Raw genomic sequence first — 13,597 nt, forward strand, 5'->3', positions numbered from 1 at the left:
GAGGGAAGCCACAATGAATGCAAAACAAGGAATCGATGTGTCGATTCCACCCAGCGGACCTGGTTGCGTTGAATGCGAGGCCATCGGAGGTTGGTGGCTGCATCTGCGGCGGTGCGCCCAGTGCGGGCACATCGGCTGTTGCGACAACTCGCCAGGGCAACACGCTACAGCCCATGCACAATCCACCGGCCACCCGGTCATCCGCAGCTTCGAACCGGGCGAGGACTGGTTCTTCAACTATCCCAGCTCCGAATTTTTCGCCGGACCGGAACTTGAACCCCCGGCGCATCACCCGCTCGATCAAGGCGTTCCGGCCCCAGCCTCACGCGTCCCGGCTGACTGGCAGCAGCGGCTGCACTGACTGGGTATAAGGCTGGAACACACCCACCCCAGGCTGCCTAGGTGTGGCGTTCAGGCCGAAAGCTGCGCGATCAGTTCGTCGGTCGTGATGATCGCGTGGGCGTAGGTGGGCCCGTTGATGGCGTGGGCGGAGTGCATCGCTTCCGGGCTGAATGCGGAGGTCGCGTCGGTGACCAAGGTGACGTGGTAACCGAGTTCCATACCGAAGCGACCGGTCGCTTCAAGGCAGGTGTTCGCGACCAGACCGATCAGGACGATACGGCGGATGCCGTGTTGCTTGAGCTGCAGGTCGAGGTCTGTGTTGGCGAAGCCGCTCGATCCCCAGTGCTCGTGGATGACGATTTCACCCGGCCGGGGCTGGAAGGCGTCGTGGAATGATCCGCCCCAGCTATCTTTGGCGAAGACCTGGGCCTTGGCCGATCCGAGCTGGTAGGGCGTTGGGTTGTCGAAGGCGACGTAGTCACCCGGCTCCCAGCGGTGATGGGGAACGAAGATGACTTTGTAGTCCCGAGCCCGTGCGGTCGAAACCACCGCGTGAAGATGTTCGAGCAGCCGCACCTCCTCGGCGATCGCCTTCACCCGAGGCCACAGCTTACCGCCCTCGCTGATGAAGTCGTTGTATGGGTCGACCAGCAGAATCGCTGTGCTCGACAGGTCGTAGCTCATGGAGGTCTCCACTTCCTTCGCGCCTTCCGGCTCAAGGTGCCCTGCTCGCTCATTGAGAAAGGAGCAGGTCTGGAACACGAAGCGCCGGTCGTCACAGCGTAAGATATCTGACCCGCTGTGTGACACCCTGTAAATTGCTGACGGCCCCGGGCTGTCCGATCATTAGATGATGCTCCTCATGGCTGTTAGACGAATAAGCAACAGGGACAGGGGCGCGGATGGTTCCGACGCCCAGTGCTGGAACCACGGCTCCGCAGGGGATCATTTGGGATGGGCTGGCTGGGCGGAACCTCTGCCCGACTGTGAGCTCCCAAAGCCTGTCCTTTGCGACAGGAGAGGATGAAAATGTCTGTGTTACGCGTTGCAGGTCTGCAGACTGCTGGCAGCCCCGGGCAGTTGCAAGCCAATCTAGATGAACTCGACAATTCAGCGGCCCAGGCGCTCGCAGCGGGCGCCGGTTTGCTCATCACCCCAGAGATGTTCGTCACTGGTTATGACATCGGAGAAGCCCGTGTTGCTGAGTTTGCCGGGCTGGACTTAGTCGGCCTAGTCGCCCAGATTGCGAAACGACACGGAATTGCAATATTGGTTGGATTGCCCTTGGGCACTGATCAAGGCGTCGTGAACGCGGCCGTGCTGATCGATTCATCTGGGGTCCCGCTGGTAGCGCATTCCAAGACGCACTTGTTCGGTGACCTGGATCGATCGATGTTCATTCAAGGCCGCGCCCCGGTTTCCATGGTGGAGTATTCAGGAGTCAAAATTGCTCTGCTCATTTGCTATGACGTGGAATTCCCTGAAAATGTGCGTGCGGCGGCGCTCGAGGGCGCACATCTGGTGGCCGTACCAACCGCACAGATGGAACCTTTCAGGTTCGTGGCAGACCATCTCATCCGAGTCCGCGCCTGGGAAAACCAGGTGTATGTCGCCTATATCAACCACATTGGACAAGAGGGTTCAACTGCGTACGTCGGCGGAAGCAGTATCTGCGGTCCAGACGGAACGGTGCTTGCACGTGCTGACCGAGATCGGGCATTGATCATCGCGGACATCGACACCGACGTCGTTGCGAGAGGGCAGAAGGAAAACCCCTATCTTGAGGACCTTCGCATTGAAATGTTCAGGGGACCTGACCCGCAGCTCGGTACTGCCTGAGCCGGGTGGCGGCTTGAGCGTTGGGTCGAAGCCTCTCTGCCAAGCCCTCGAGGCGCGGCCTTAAGCGCGCTCTCCGTTAGCCGGATTCCGTCGAGGGACCGTTTCTTCCGAAGGAGCCAGGGGTCCGCAGCATCCGGCTTTCGCCGCGGCTACGGGATCCTTTTCGCTCCGTCCATAAGATCATGAGACTTGTTTTACAACCTGCATGAAAAATGAAGCGGGCATTTACAAGGTGCAGCTATCCGCCTTGTCCTTTCTCCACCACACTGAAGTGACTGAGACCCGCGTCACACGTCTAGGAAATGGAAAAATGGAAACCACCTTGAAATCGCGGGTCGCTCCGCAGGCCAGACTCTCCGGAAAGCTCGGAACGGCGAGCATCGTGTTCATGGTCATAGCGGCCGCAGCCCCTTTGACGGTCATAGGCGGCAACGTTCCGCTCGCCATCGCAAACGGCAATGGCGCCGGCGCCCCTACAGGCTTCGTGATAGCTGCATTGGTGCTCGCAGTCTTTTCGGTGGGCTTCTTGACCATGACCCCCCATGTGAAGAGCGCGGGTGCGTTTTACGCGTACGTACGGCAAAGCCTGGGGGATCGTTTCGGCCTTGGGACGGCGTACGTAGCGCTCGTGGCGTATACGGCGATCCAGGTTGGAGTCTATGGATACTTAGGCGGGTCCGTGGCGGCCTTTGTGGAATCACTCGGAGGGCCCACCCTTCCATGGTGGCTGTACAGCGGCTTGGCCTTGCTAGTGGTCGCCTACCTGGGCTACCGCAACATAGATCTCAGCGCAAAGGTTCTAGGAGTTGCCCTGGTCTTGGAGATCGGCATCGTTCTTGTTATGGATTCGTCCATCTTCTTGAGCGGAGGGGCAGAAGGCCTGAGTGCGGTCTCATTTACCCCGGCCGCAATCTTCTCGGGCCCAATTGGAGTCGCCATCCTCTTCGCGTTGACCGGTTTTATGGGTTTCGAATCCACCGCGGTTTTCCGTGACGAAGCAAGGACGCCTGAGAAGACAATCCCGCGCGCTACGTACATTGCGGTGGCTGTCATTGGGGTGTTTTATGCAATATCTAGCTGGGCGCTCGTCGAAGGATGGGGTCCCAGCCGCGTCGTGCAGGAAGCGACGGCGAATCCGGGCTCGTTCATGCTTGACGCTGCGCAGACCTATATCGGCACGGTCGGGCATGACATCATGAACATCCTGCTCTTGACTAGCCTCTTTGCGTGCGTGCTGTCATTCCACAACGTCATCGCTCGCTACCAGTTCACACTCGCCAGCGAAAAGCACCTGCCTGCCAGGCTGGCCACCGTGCATGCCAAGCATGACTCCCCGTCTACTTCTTCGCTCGTCCAGAGCCTCACAGCGGCCTTGCTTGTTGGCGTCTTTTCTGTCTTTTCCATTGACCCGCTGGTGATCGTATTCGGCTCCATGGCAGGCGTAGCAACGGTGGGGATGATGATGCTGCTCATTGTCACATCCATTGCGGTAGTGAAGTTCTTTGCTGCCCACCCGGAGCTTGCCACGTCGATCTGGAAGGGGCGCGTTGCTCCCATGATTTCCACCGTGGCCGTCACGGGCTGCATGATTCTCGTCCTCACCAATTTCGTTCTTGTGACGAGTTGCCCTCCCGAGGTGAGCGTGGTCCTCGCCCTCATCCCTCCCGCCGCTTTCGTCGCCGGACTCCTGGTATCCAAGCGCGGAAAAGCCGGCAACGTTAGCTGAGCTAGCCGGCGCGACCGCTGTGCCAGACTCCATGCCGATGCCCTGCTGGCAAGACCCAGCAGGGCATCGGCATGCCCAGTACTACGTTGAAAGGCCTCGCAAGCGGTAGAGCAGGAGGGCGACGTGGAGTGAGGTTCGAGACTCCTGCGAGTTCAGCTGCACGCCCAGCCGCTTCTCGAGCCGAACCAAGCGTGCATAAAGGGTGGGGCGGCTCAGATAGCTGCTCCGGGCGAGTTCCGCTTTGTTGCCCTGAACCTCCAAGAACTTCTCAAGCAGCTCCAACTCCTCCGTCTCGTCGGCTCCAAGAATGCCGCCCAACTCGCCCTCCACGAAGGTTTGGACGCGGGGGTCATTCAGCAGAAGGGCAAGCAGTCCCCGCAAGCGGATGTCAGAGGTTTTGTAGAAGGGTTTGTCCCTCTTCTGCAGGGTGCTCGCAGCTTCTGCTACATGGTTCGCCTCATCAAGCCCAGCTGCTGAAAGCAGCAGGGAGCTTCGAGGACGCCCAATACCGGTCACCCACCGCAGATCTTCCGCGCTCTCGGCGGCGGAAGTATCGAGCTCTGAGCATATTCGGGCCACGGTCTGGTCTTCCGTCTGTTGAGGTTGCAGGCCGAGCAAGACGGCAACCGTGCCTGTATGCAGGCTGGCGGCCAGGGCTGAGAACTTGAGTGACTGAAGGGAGCGGTTAACTGATTCCAAGAGCGCGCGTTCCCGGCGTTGAAGCGCGATAGGACCCTCGCTGCTCACTGGATCCAGGCGAAAGACCACCGGGACATAAGATGTCGAACTTCGCAGGCCGAGTGCTCCGGCCCTCGCTTGTGCTTCAGATTCGGTGAGTGATCGAGGCTGACGGAGTTCATGCATCAAACCGGCACGAGCTTGGTGTCCCAGCTCCCTCTGGTCCCGCTCGGCGAGCCTATTGATTGACAGGGCTTGGCCGGCCCGTTCAAGAACCATCGACGCTTCTGGATCATTCGAGAGTGCCACCGGTACGATCAGGCGTCCCCAACGTTGCGAACGGAGGCCCACAGGAGTCTGCAGCCAGTTTTCCTCGCCCGAACGGGTTGTTTCCTCTCGCAAATGCACGACTCGAGAGCGACTCTCCCAGTCGCGAAGTATCTCACCGGCGGGAATGCCTGCGCTGTCGAAGGCAACCACTAAGTGAGAAATGTTCTCGAGGACAACGGGGGCCCCAATCAGTTGCGCTGCCTGGGCTACGATCTCATCGGCACTCGCACTTTCCAAGCTCAGCAGTGTGAAGACCTCATGGACATGTCGGGCCTTCTCGACACGTTCCAGTTGAGCACCGACGATGAGCTTGTGGACATTCTCGGTGATTTCGACGAAACGGACCGGTTTTCTCACCAGGACGACCGGTATGTCAGCGGAACTCGCAGCAATTCGGAGCGCTTTGGCTGCCGCAGGCCTGTCCTCCAGGATTTCCACTATGACTCCTGCGGCCCCATGCAAAGCGAGCTCTCCCAGATACTGACCTGCTTCGACCGCGGATTCCTCGAAGGCAAGACCGGTGCTCAGCACGAGCTCTCCGCCTTCCAATAATCCGGTCAAGTTGCGCAGTTCCGCCACATGGACCCATCGCACGGGCGCATCAAGCCTGTCCTGCCCGGACAGGATCTCCGGATCCCCCTTCTGTACGACCGGAAGGGCAAGTATGTGGGCCAGATCAATCAGCATAAACATAGTGTATAAATCCACGCCCTTATCGATACACAGTGTCTACACAAGCTAAACCCGGGCCAGAGAGTCAATATCGCAGCGGAAGTCCTGGTGGACTTCCTGGCCGACTCGGCCTGACCGCCTGCTAGGCGCCGGCTGTGTTCGAGTCCGCAATGAAGAGCACGTCATCCAGGATCTTCAGGCCTGCGTCAGCATCCTTCACGGTGATGTTGCAGGGGGGAACGACGTGAATGCGGTTGAAATTGGCAAATGGCAGAAGTCCCCGCGCCTTGCACTCGGTGACGAGTTGATTCATCTCGGGACTGGTGCTTCCGTAGGGGGCCATTGGTTCGCGGGTGACGCGATCTTTGACAAGTTCGATGGCCCAGAACACCCCGGTTCCGCGGATTTCGCCGACGGAGGGGTGGCGTTCCGTGAATCCTCGAAGGGCAGGGCCGATGACTTCCTCACCTAGGTGTGCCGCGTGCTGGACAATCTGCTCCGCCTCCATCGCGTTGATGGTAGCGACGGCCGCTGCCGCAGCGAGTGGGTGTCCCGAATAGGTCAAGCCGCCGGGGTAGGCGCGTTTACCGAACGTTGCGGCGATCTCGGGGCTGATCGCGACGCCGCCGAGCGGGACGTAACCGGAGTTGACGCCCTTGGCGAAGGTGAGCAGGTCCGGGACCACGTCGAAATGCTCTACGGCAAACCATTTGCCCGTGCGGCCGAAGCCGGCCATGACCTCATCGGCGATGAAGACGATACCGTCCTTGGTGCACAGTTCGCGGACTCCCTGCAGGTAGCCCGGCGGCGGCATGTAGATGCCCGCGGTGCCTGGAATTGATTCGAGGATGAGTGCCGCGATGGTGGCTGGCCCCTCGAAGCTGATCAGCTGTTCGAGGTGCTCCAGAGCGCGCTGGCTTTCCTCCTCCGCCGTTGTGGAGTGGAATGCCGTGCGGTACAGGTAGGGCGGGAAGAAATGGACGGTGCCTGTAGTGGCGGTGTCGCTGGACCATCGACGGGGGTCGCCCGTCAAGTTGATTGCGAGCTGCGTACCACCGTGGTAGGAGCGGTAGGCGGAGAGGACCTTCTGTCGTCCGGTGTGCAGCCTTGCCATCCGGACAGCATGCTCATTGGCGTCTGCGCCGCCGTTCGTGAAGAAGATCCGGTCCAGCTCTCCGGGGGTGCGTTCGGCGATGAGACGCGCGGCTTCGGAGCGAGCGTCGTTGGCGTAACTTGGGGCGATGGTACAGAGTTTCGCGGCCTGTGCGATGATGGCGGCGACGACGGCAGGGTGCTGGTGGCCGATATTGGTGTTGACCAGCTGGGACGAGAAGTCCAGATATTTATTGCCGCCTCCGTCCCAGACGTAGGCGCCCTCGGCGGCGGCGATGACCATCGGATCGAGGGTGTCCTGCGCGGACCAGGAGTGGAAGACGTGTTTGCGGTCCATCTCGTAGGCGTGGAGCGCAGCATGGCGTTCGGCTTGTCCGAAGACGCGGGGGGCTTCAAGGGTGGAGGTCATGGGGGGGTTGTCCTGTCGGAAAGCTTCTGAGAGGTTCTGATTTATGCGTTCTGAGGGAAGCCGAGGTTGATGCCACCATGGCTCGGGTCCAACCAGCGGGAGGTAACCACTTTGCCGCGCGTGAAGAAACCGACGCCTTCGCTGCCGTGCGCGTGGGTGTCGCCAAAGAGCGAGTTCTTCCAGCCTCCAAATGAGTAGTAGGCCATCGGAACGGGGACCGGGACGTTGATGCCCACCATGCCGACCTCCACCTCGTTCTCGAAGCGGCGGGCGGCTCCGCCGTCGTTCGTGAAGATCGCGGTCCCGTTGCCGTAAGGGTTGGCGTTGATGATCTCCAGGGCCTGGTCGTATGACTCGACGCGGAGGACAGAGAGGACGGGGCCGAAGATCTCATCGGTGTAAACAGACATGTCCGTGCTCACTTTGTCGAAGAGCGTCGGTCCGAGGAAATAGCCCTCCCCGTCTGAATCGGGGGAGACACCTCGGCCATCGACGACGATGGTGGCGCCTGCAGCCTCGCCGGCGTCGATGTAGCCGGCCACCTTGTCGCGGTGTGCCGCGGTGACGAGAGGGCCCATGTCGCAGCCCCGTAGACCGTCACCGGTGCGAAGCGAGCTGGCGCGAGCTGCGATCTTCGCCACGAACTCGTCGCCAATGTCGCCGACGGCGAGAAGCGCGGATATCGCCATGCACCTCTCGCCGGCAGAGCCGAACCCGGCGTTGACAGCTGCATCGGCGGCGAGGTCCAAGTCTGCGTCGGGCAGGACGATCATGTGATTCTTCGCACCGCCCAGGGATTGAACCCGCTTCCCGTGGGCGGTGGCCGTCTCGTAGACGTATTTCGCGATCGGGGTGGAGCCGACAAAAGAAACGGCCTTGATGTCCGGGTGCGTCAACAGCGTGTCGACAGCCACCTTGTCGCCGTGGAGGACATTGAAGACTCCGTCAGGCAGCCCGGCTTCCTTCCAGAGTTCCGCGATCCAATTGAGAGCCGTAGGGTCCTTTTCGCTGGGTTTGATCACCACTGTGTTGCCCGCTGCGATTGCAATGGGGAAGAACCACATCGGTACCATGGCGGGGAAGTTGAAGGGGCTGATAATGGCTACGGGCCCCAAGGGCTGGCGGATGGAGTGGACGTCCACTTTCGTGGATGCATTCTCTGTGTAACCGCCTTTAAGCAGGTGTGCGATCCCGCAGGCGAATTCGACAACTTCCTGACCGCGCGTGACTTCACCGAGGGCATCATCCAAGACTTTCCCGTGCTCTGAAGTGATGATGGCCGCGACCTCGCCCTTGCGGGCGTTCAGTAGCTCCCGGAAAGCGAAAAGGATTTGGGTGCGCCGGGTCAAGGACGTGTCCCGCCACGCTGGAAAGGCTGCCGTCGCGGCGGCGATGGCGGCATTGCTCTCGTCCTCGGTAGCCAAGGCGACTTCGCCGAGCACCTTTCCGGTTGCCGGGTTCGTGACCGGTGCCGTTCGTCCGGCTGCCGGGAAGTAGCGTCCGTTGATCCAGTGCTCGGTGATGTTCAAGGTTCTCCTTCAGTTTGCATTCAGCGCGGTAATCGCTGAGTGGTACGTACCTAGTTTGGAGTTGATAGAAGAACCCTGAAATACGCACACTGTAATGAAATTTCGCTGTTTTGCTACAGTGTGTAAATTGGCTGATCGGTCTGGGGGCGAACTCTATTCGCAGTTGGTTCGGAGTCGGCCGGTCCGCCATGCGCAGCTCAGCGTCACGGTGAAGAGCTCTCCGGCAGAGCTGATCCAGGGATGGTTCGATGCGCGGCCGACGCCTCGCCAGCGTGTCGTACGGGCTCTGGACCTCAAGGAAGCCTGCCCTGTCGCTGGTGCAGAGGGAATTCGGACGAAAGTGGCTCACCTACGGCTTAGGACACCTTGCGGATCTCGGGCTTGAATCGCAAGCCAAGGAGATTCAGAAGGGACTGAAGCGCGTCGAATCCTTCCCTTGGGAAACCAAAGAGTATGGCAATGGCCGATAGTTTCTGCCATGGACCCTCTTAGTCGCGGGGCTTCGCACACCTCCGGATGTCAGCTGCTTGGAGCACCGTTTAGAACACAGGCCGCCAAGTTTCGACGGCGTCATCGCTGACTGCCACTACCTCGCGCCAGCGGTCGAACAGCGAGCAGGGGTGCGAGATGCCCAGGTCCACGGTGTCGCCGACCTGCAGGCCTTCGGCGTCGTCCACGATGGCGTGATGGTCGAAGAGGCGCGTCAGCCTGGCGCCTGCACCGGCGGACAGGAAGGCCCCGTTACGGTACCGGGAGACGATCACCGGCAGGCCGGCGTCGTACGCCAACTCGCGCTTGCCCGCGTTCAGGACCACGCGCCCGGCTTCCGGGGCGGAGATGACCAGCGCCCGCACCACCGCCGCGGCGGTGAGGCCGGGGACCGGGGAGACGCTCTGGTAAGTGCCGTGGTCGTGCACTACATAGCAGCCTGAACGCAACACATTGACGGAGGCGCTGTGCGGCAGGAAAGCGGCCGCACGGTCCTGGAACGCGGAGCCGCCGTTGCTGAAGACCGGCAGCTCCACCTCGAAAGCGGGGTGCAGTTCATCGAAAATGTCGCGGGCCAAGCGGCAGTGCGAATCGATCCCGGCCAGGTTTTCAGCCGTCCGGGTGTTCGGTGCCACACCCTCGTAGGCGCTGACGCCGGCCAGCAGCAGGCCGCTGGCGACGAGAATCTCATCGGCCAGGGGCCCGGCCTCGGCCTCGCTGCGGATCCCGGTGCGGCCGCCGGGGGTTCCGACGTCGATCAGTACGTTCAACGGCCGCGGCGAGCCCTCGAACACCTCGGCCATGGCACGGACGCCCACCGCCGAATCGGCCAGGCAGTAAATCTCCAGCTCCGGCGAGGCCGCCAGCCAGGCACGCAACTGCTCGAGGTGGCCGCGGAACAGCATCTCGTTCGCGATGAGGATCCGGGTGGCACCCCACTCGATGGCCTGCGCGGCCTGAGCGGTGGTCGCCACGGTCACGCCCCAGGAGCCGGGCAACTGCCGGCGGACAATCTCGCCCGTCATGGTGGTTTTGATGTGCGGGGCCAGCACCATGCCCCGCTCTCGTGTCCAGGCCTCTTTGATGTCGATATTGCGCTCGACGGCGGCAACGTCCAGGAGCATCTGCGGCAAGGTGTGGAGCGGGAGGGCGGGGTCAAGGTGCGGCATGCGGCGCTGTTCTTTCAGGATCGTTCGGGGAGCAGGGTTCCCAGAGATCCTATCCGGGTTCAGTAACTAGAGAACCCCTGGACAGATCGCGGCGAATGACAAGTAGTGGCCACTCAGGCGGTTGCTACGCGGAGTGAGTACGCTCTTCCACGTGTCAGACCGTTCAGGCGCATCGTCGTGTGGCCGGCTGCCACGAGCTGAGTCCAGGCCATAGGAGGTCAAATCATGTCCGTCATCATTGCGAGCAAAATTTCCGGTGACACGAGCGTTTTCGCCAAATCGCTCGAGGAGCGCGCGGACGAGTACCGCCAGTGGGGCGAGCGCGGTCGGGCGGCAGGCGCGATACACCACCAGTTCGCGGTCGGGGACGGGTTCGTCCTTGTGGTCGACGAATGGGAATCGACAGAGGCATTCCAGAAATTCTTCGGTGATCCCGAGATCCAGGCATTCATCGGTTCGGTGGGCGGCGACCCGAACGTGGCTCCCGAGATCACCGTGGGGGAATCCGTCGACTCTGCGGACAAGTACTAGCCGACGGACCGCGCCGATCCCTACGTGGCGCGGGCGGTGTGAGGTACACTCGCGGCATGTCGGTCCCCGTCGTCGTACAGACTGTCCACCCCCGCCCGCTGGCCGCTGTCCGGCGTGAGGTCCCACCGAATGAAGCTGGCTCGGCATGGGGGCCTGCGGTAGGCAAAGTCTGGGACTTCATTCGCAGTCAGCCGGGTCTGTGGACGGACGGCCACAACATTTTCGTCTACCACCACTCGATCAAGCCTGGCGCGCCCCTTCTGTGCGACTTCGGCGTCGAAGTCACGCGCACCTTTGAAACGGCGGGCGAGGTGTACGCGACCGAAACGCCCGGGGGCGAGGCTGCCGTAGCAGTCCATCATGGGCCGTACCACCGCATGAACGAGGCATACAACGCGATCGAGGAGTGGATGGCGGCGAATCATAGGGAGTCTGCCGGACACTCCTGGGAGATCTACGGAGATCCGACACCCGATCCGGCACACACTGAAACGACGGTCGTTCACCTGCTGAAGTAGGAGTCAGCTTCCCGTCCAGGCCCCGTGAGTGTCATGCGAGGGAATGCCCCCAATGGGGCCGCAGGACAACTCAGTCCCGGACTAAATCGTGAGGCGAAGGTCTTTGATGCGTTCAGTGGCGTCGCGGATGGCGGCGGGAAGCTCTAGGGGTGGTACCGGGTGCGAGAAGAGGTAGCCCTGGAGGGAGTCGCAGCCGAGCTGGAGCAGGTGTCGCGCCTGTTCGGGGGTTTCGACGCCCTCTGCGGTGATGCGGTGTCCGAGATGGTGGGCCATCACTGCCATCGAGGCCAGGATTGGCAGGTCTTCCTCTCCGGTGTGAATGACGGAGACGAACGAGCGGTCGATTTTGAGAATGTCGACCGGCAACTCTTGGAGACGTCCAAGAGAGGAATAGCCTGTGCCGAAGTCATCCAAGGCAACCCGGATGCCTTTACCCCGCAGCAGAGTCAGCTGGGCGGTGATGTGGGGTGCGGGGTCAAGGAAGACACTCTCGGTGACTTCCAGGATCAGCTGGTTTCCCTGAATTCCGGCGACAGACAACGTTTCCAAGACGCCGCGGGCATAGCCGGGTTCGCGCAGCTGGACGGCTGAAACATTCACGGCCACGGCACGGTTGCCGTTCTTCAGGAGCCAGGGCTGCAACTGGGTGCAGGTTTGGGTCAGCACTTCGTGGCCGATCGCATTGATCAGCCCTGAGGCTTCGGCTGCGGGAATGAAGTCCGAGGGCGGGGTGAGCCCGTCGGGGCGCTCCCAACGGACCAGTGCTTCGACCTGGGTGACCGTGGCGGACGCAGCGTCGACCACAGGCTGGTAATGGACCGTGATTTCTCCGTGTTCAACCGCGGTCCGAATCCCGGCTTCCAGGTCTGTGCGGGCGAGCAGGGCCGTCATCATGTCAGGATGGAAGCGCAGGCAACGGTTCTTGCCCGCGGCCTTTGCTGCGTACATCGCAATGTCCGCACGCCGCATCAGATCCGGGGCATGAAGCACGTCGTCGGCGCTGATCAGACCGATGCTGACGCCGGGACGGAGGTCGCGCCCGTGAAGGATGAAGGGGACGTTCAGCGCATTCACGAGGCGGGCCGCCACAGGTGCCGGGTCCGGAGTGGAGGTCAGGAGGATGACGAATTCGTCTCCGCCTAGCCGGGCGACAGTATCGCCCGGGCCCACGCAGGGCAGCAACCGGCGGCCGACCTCGATGAGCATCTCGTCTCCGGCCTGATGGCCCAGGACATCGTTGACTTCCTTGAAATCATCTAGATCGAGGAGCAGGACATGGATCCCGAGACGGTCGGTTGAGGCCAGTGCATGTTCAAGCCGGTCACGGAACAATGCCCGGTTGGCCAGCCCCGTGAGGTGGTCCCGGAAGGCGAGAAGCTTGAGCTCTTCGGCTTGACGGGCAAGTTCCGCCAGCGCCGTCCGGGCCTGGTCTTGTGCCTGAGTCCGGGCGGTGATGTCGCGGAAGCTCCAGACCCGCCCGACGATGGATTCGGATACCCTTTGGGGCCGTGAATACCGCTCAAAAGTGCGTCCGTCGCGAAAGTGCAACAAATCCAGGCTCTCGGCGCCTGGATCGGCGTAAAGGTCTTGGACTTTCGCCGCGAAGGCTTCCGGGTCTGTGAGTTGGTTCAGGACAAAGGCCATGACTTTGCTGTCGTCGTGGGAGTCGAGAAGATCCTTGCTGATGCCCCACATGGTGGCAAACCGTTCATTCGCCCCTGCGATCTTCCCGCCCGCGGTCACGACCAGGATTCCGTCGGCCGTAGATTCAAGCGTTGCGCTGACTAATGACAGCGCCTCGCGCAGCGCAGCGTCGCTGCGTTTGCGTTCACTTACGTCCCGGACCGTCGCCACAACGTTGTTCAGGGAAGCGGTCACCGGTGCGAGGTTGACCTCCATGGGGAACTCTGTGCCGTCACGCCGCAGACCGAATAGTTCCAGACCCGCATTGGCCAGCCGCATCCGCGGATCGCCGGCGAAAACGTCCCATTGGCCTTCACTGCGTCCTTGGAGCCGGCCCGGCAATAGCGTGCGGTAGTGCCGGCCCAGCAACCACTCCCGTCGATGGCCGAAAAGACGCTCGGCTGCGGCATTGAAGAATCGAATCGCGCCGCCGGAATCGATCATCAGCAGCGGGTCAGGCGATCCCTCGAGCAGATCACGGTATGAAAGAACGGGCGTGCTCGAAAAAGGCTCAGTCATTCCCCCGACCTCAACCGGAACCGGTACAACGGTCCGTATCGATGAACAGT

General features: G+C 61.6%; 11 protein-coding genes. 5 read left to right on the top strand and 6 right to left on the bottom strand.

The window, feature by feature from the left end:
* Positions 1 to 13 precede the first annotated feature (13 nt).
* The gene (locus tag NFJ07_RS00655; protein ID WP_269991756.1) at positions 14 to 361 is read left to right on the top strand and encodes a UBP-type zinc finger domain-containing protein; all 348 of its coding nucleotides are present in this window, start codon (positions 14 to 16) and stop codon (positions 359 to 361) included.
* A gap of 50 nt (positions 362 to 411) precedes the next feature.
* On the opposite strand, the gene NFJ07_RS00660 is transcribed toward NFJ07_RS00655, so the two are convergent.
* Positions 412 to 1,038: an isochorismatase family cysteine hydrolase gene (locus tag NFJ07_RS00660; protein WP_269991757.1), complete on the bottom strand. Its 627-nt coding sequence runs from the start codon at positions 1,036 to 1,038 to the stop codon at positions 412 to 414.
* A gap of 333 nt (positions 1,039 to 1,371) precedes the next feature.
* On the opposite strand from NFJ07_RS00660, the gene NFJ07_RS00665 reads away from it, so the two are divergent.
* A complete protein-coding gene (locus NFJ07_RS00665) occupies positions 1,372 to 2,181 on the top strand; it encodes a carbon-nitrogen hydrolase family protein (RefSeq protein ID WP_269991758.1) in 810 nt (269 codons plus the stop codon).
* A 310-nt stretch (positions 2,182 to 2,491) separates the two neighbouring features.
* Complete coding sequence (locus NFJ07_RS00670) at positions 2,492 to 3,907, top strand: APC family permease (protein WP_269991759.1); 1,416 nt, start codon at positions 2,492 to 2,494, stop codon at positions 3,905 to 3,907.
* Positions 3,908 to 3,988: 81 nt separating this feature from the next.
* Here the strand turns inward: NFJ07_RS00670 and NFJ07_RS00675 are convergent, their stop codons facing one another.
* The 4 genes from NFJ07_RS00675 to NFJ07_RS00690 form a co-directional block, all read right to left on the bottom strand.
* Positions 3,989 to 5,602, bottom strand: coding sequence for a PucR family transcriptional regulator (locus NFJ07_RS00675; protein WP_269991760.1), 1,614 nt, complete (start codon positions 5,600 to 5,602; stop codon positions 3,989 to 3,991).
* Between the two features lie 127 nt (positions 5,603 to 5,729).
* Positions 5,730 to 7,109 (bottom strand): aspartate aminotransferase family protein, encoded by a 1,380-nt coding sequence (locus NFJ07_RS00680; RefSeq protein WP_269991761.1) that lies wholly within the window; start codon positions 7,107 to 7,109, stop codon positions 5,730 to 5,732.
* A 41-nt stretch (positions 7,110 to 7,150) separates the two neighbouring features.
* The gene (locus NFJ07_RS00685) at positions 7,151 to 8,638 is read right to left on the bottom strand and encodes a CoA-acylating methylmalonate-semialdehyde dehydrogenase (protein WP_269991762.1); all 1,488 of its coding nucleotides are present in this window, start codon (positions 8,636 to 8,638) and stop codon (positions 7,151 to 7,153) included.
* A 539-nt stretch (positions 8,639 to 9,177) separates the two neighbouring features.
* On the bottom strand, positions 9,178 to 10,296 hold the full coding sequence (locus NFJ07_RS00690; protein ID WP_269991763.1) for an alanine racemase: 1,119 nt from the start codon (positions 10,294 to 10,296) through the stop codon (positions 9,178 to 9,180).
* Between the two features lie 225 nt (positions 10,297 to 10,521).
* On the opposite strand from NFJ07_RS00690, the gene NFJ07_RS00695 reads away from it, so the two are divergent.
* Both NFJ07_RS00695 and NFJ07_RS00700 read left to right on the top strand, forming a co-directional pair.
* Positions 10,522 to 10,827 (top strand): hypothetical protein, encoded by a 306-nt coding sequence (locus NFJ07_RS00695; RefSeq protein WP_269991764.1) that lies wholly within the window; start codon positions 10,522 to 10,524, stop codon positions 10,825 to 10,827.
* Positions 10,828 to 10,883: 56 nt separating this feature from the next.
* A complete protein-coding gene (locus NFJ07_RS00700; protein WP_269991765.1) occupies positions 10,884 to 11,345 on the top strand; it encodes a GyrI-like domain-containing protein in 462 nt (153 codons plus the stop codon).
* Between the two features lie 81 nt (positions 11,346 to 11,426).
* Here NFJ07_RS00700 and NFJ07_RS00705 read toward each other — a convergent pair whose 3' ends face one another.
* Positions 11,427 to 13,547 carry a putative bifunctional diguanylate cyclase/phosphodiesterase gene (locus NFJ07_RS00705; protein WP_269991766.1) on the bottom strand — a complete coding sequence of 707 codons (2,121 nt, stop codon included), beginning with the start codon at positions 13,545 to 13,547 and terminating at the stop codon, positions 11,427 to 11,429.
* Positions 13,548 to 13,597: the final 50 nt, after the last annotated feature.

The sequence above is a fragment of the Arthrobacter sp. B2a2-09 genome, from assembly GCF_027587375.1.
GTDB lineage: Bacteria > Actinomycetota > Actinomycetes > Actinomycetales > Micrococcaceae > Arthrobacter.

Coding starts and splice junctions, on each gene's coding strand:
- NFJ07_RS00670 (WP_269991759.1), top strand. CDS start 2,492: ATGGAAACCACCTTGAAATCGCGGGTCGCTCCGCAGGCCAGACTCTCC.
- NFJ07_RS00695 (WP_269991764.1), top strand. CDS start 10,522: ATGTCCGTCATCATTGCGAGCAAAATTTCCGGTGACACGAGCGTTTTC.
- NFJ07_RS00705 (WP_269991766.1), bottom strand. CDS start 13,547: ATGACTGAGCCTTTTTCGAGCACGCCCGTTCTTTCATACCGTGATCTG.
- NFJ07_RS00665 (WP_269991758.1), top strand. CDS start 1,372: ATGTCTGTGTTACGCGTTGCAGGTCTGCAGACTGCTGGCAGCCCCGGG.
- NFJ07_RS00690 (WP_269991763.1), bottom strand. CDS start 10,296: ATGCCGCACCTTGACCCCGCCCTCCCGCTCCACACCTTGCCGCAGATG.
- NFJ07_RS00655 (WP_269991756.1), top strand. CDS start 14: ATGAATGCAAAACAAGGAATCGATGTGTCGATTCCACCCAGCGGACCT.
- NFJ07_RS00675 (WP_269991760.1), bottom strand. CDS start 5,602: ATGCTGATTGATCTGGCCCACATACTTGCCCTTCCGGTCGTACAGAAG.
- NFJ07_RS00680 (WP_269991761.1), bottom strand. CDS start 7,109: ATGACCTCCACCCTTGAAGCCCCCCGCGTCTTCGGACAAGCCGAACGC.
- NFJ07_RS00700 (WP_269991765.1), top strand. CDS start 10,884: ATGTCGGTCCCCGTCGTCGTACAGACTGTCCACCCCCGCCCGCTGGCC.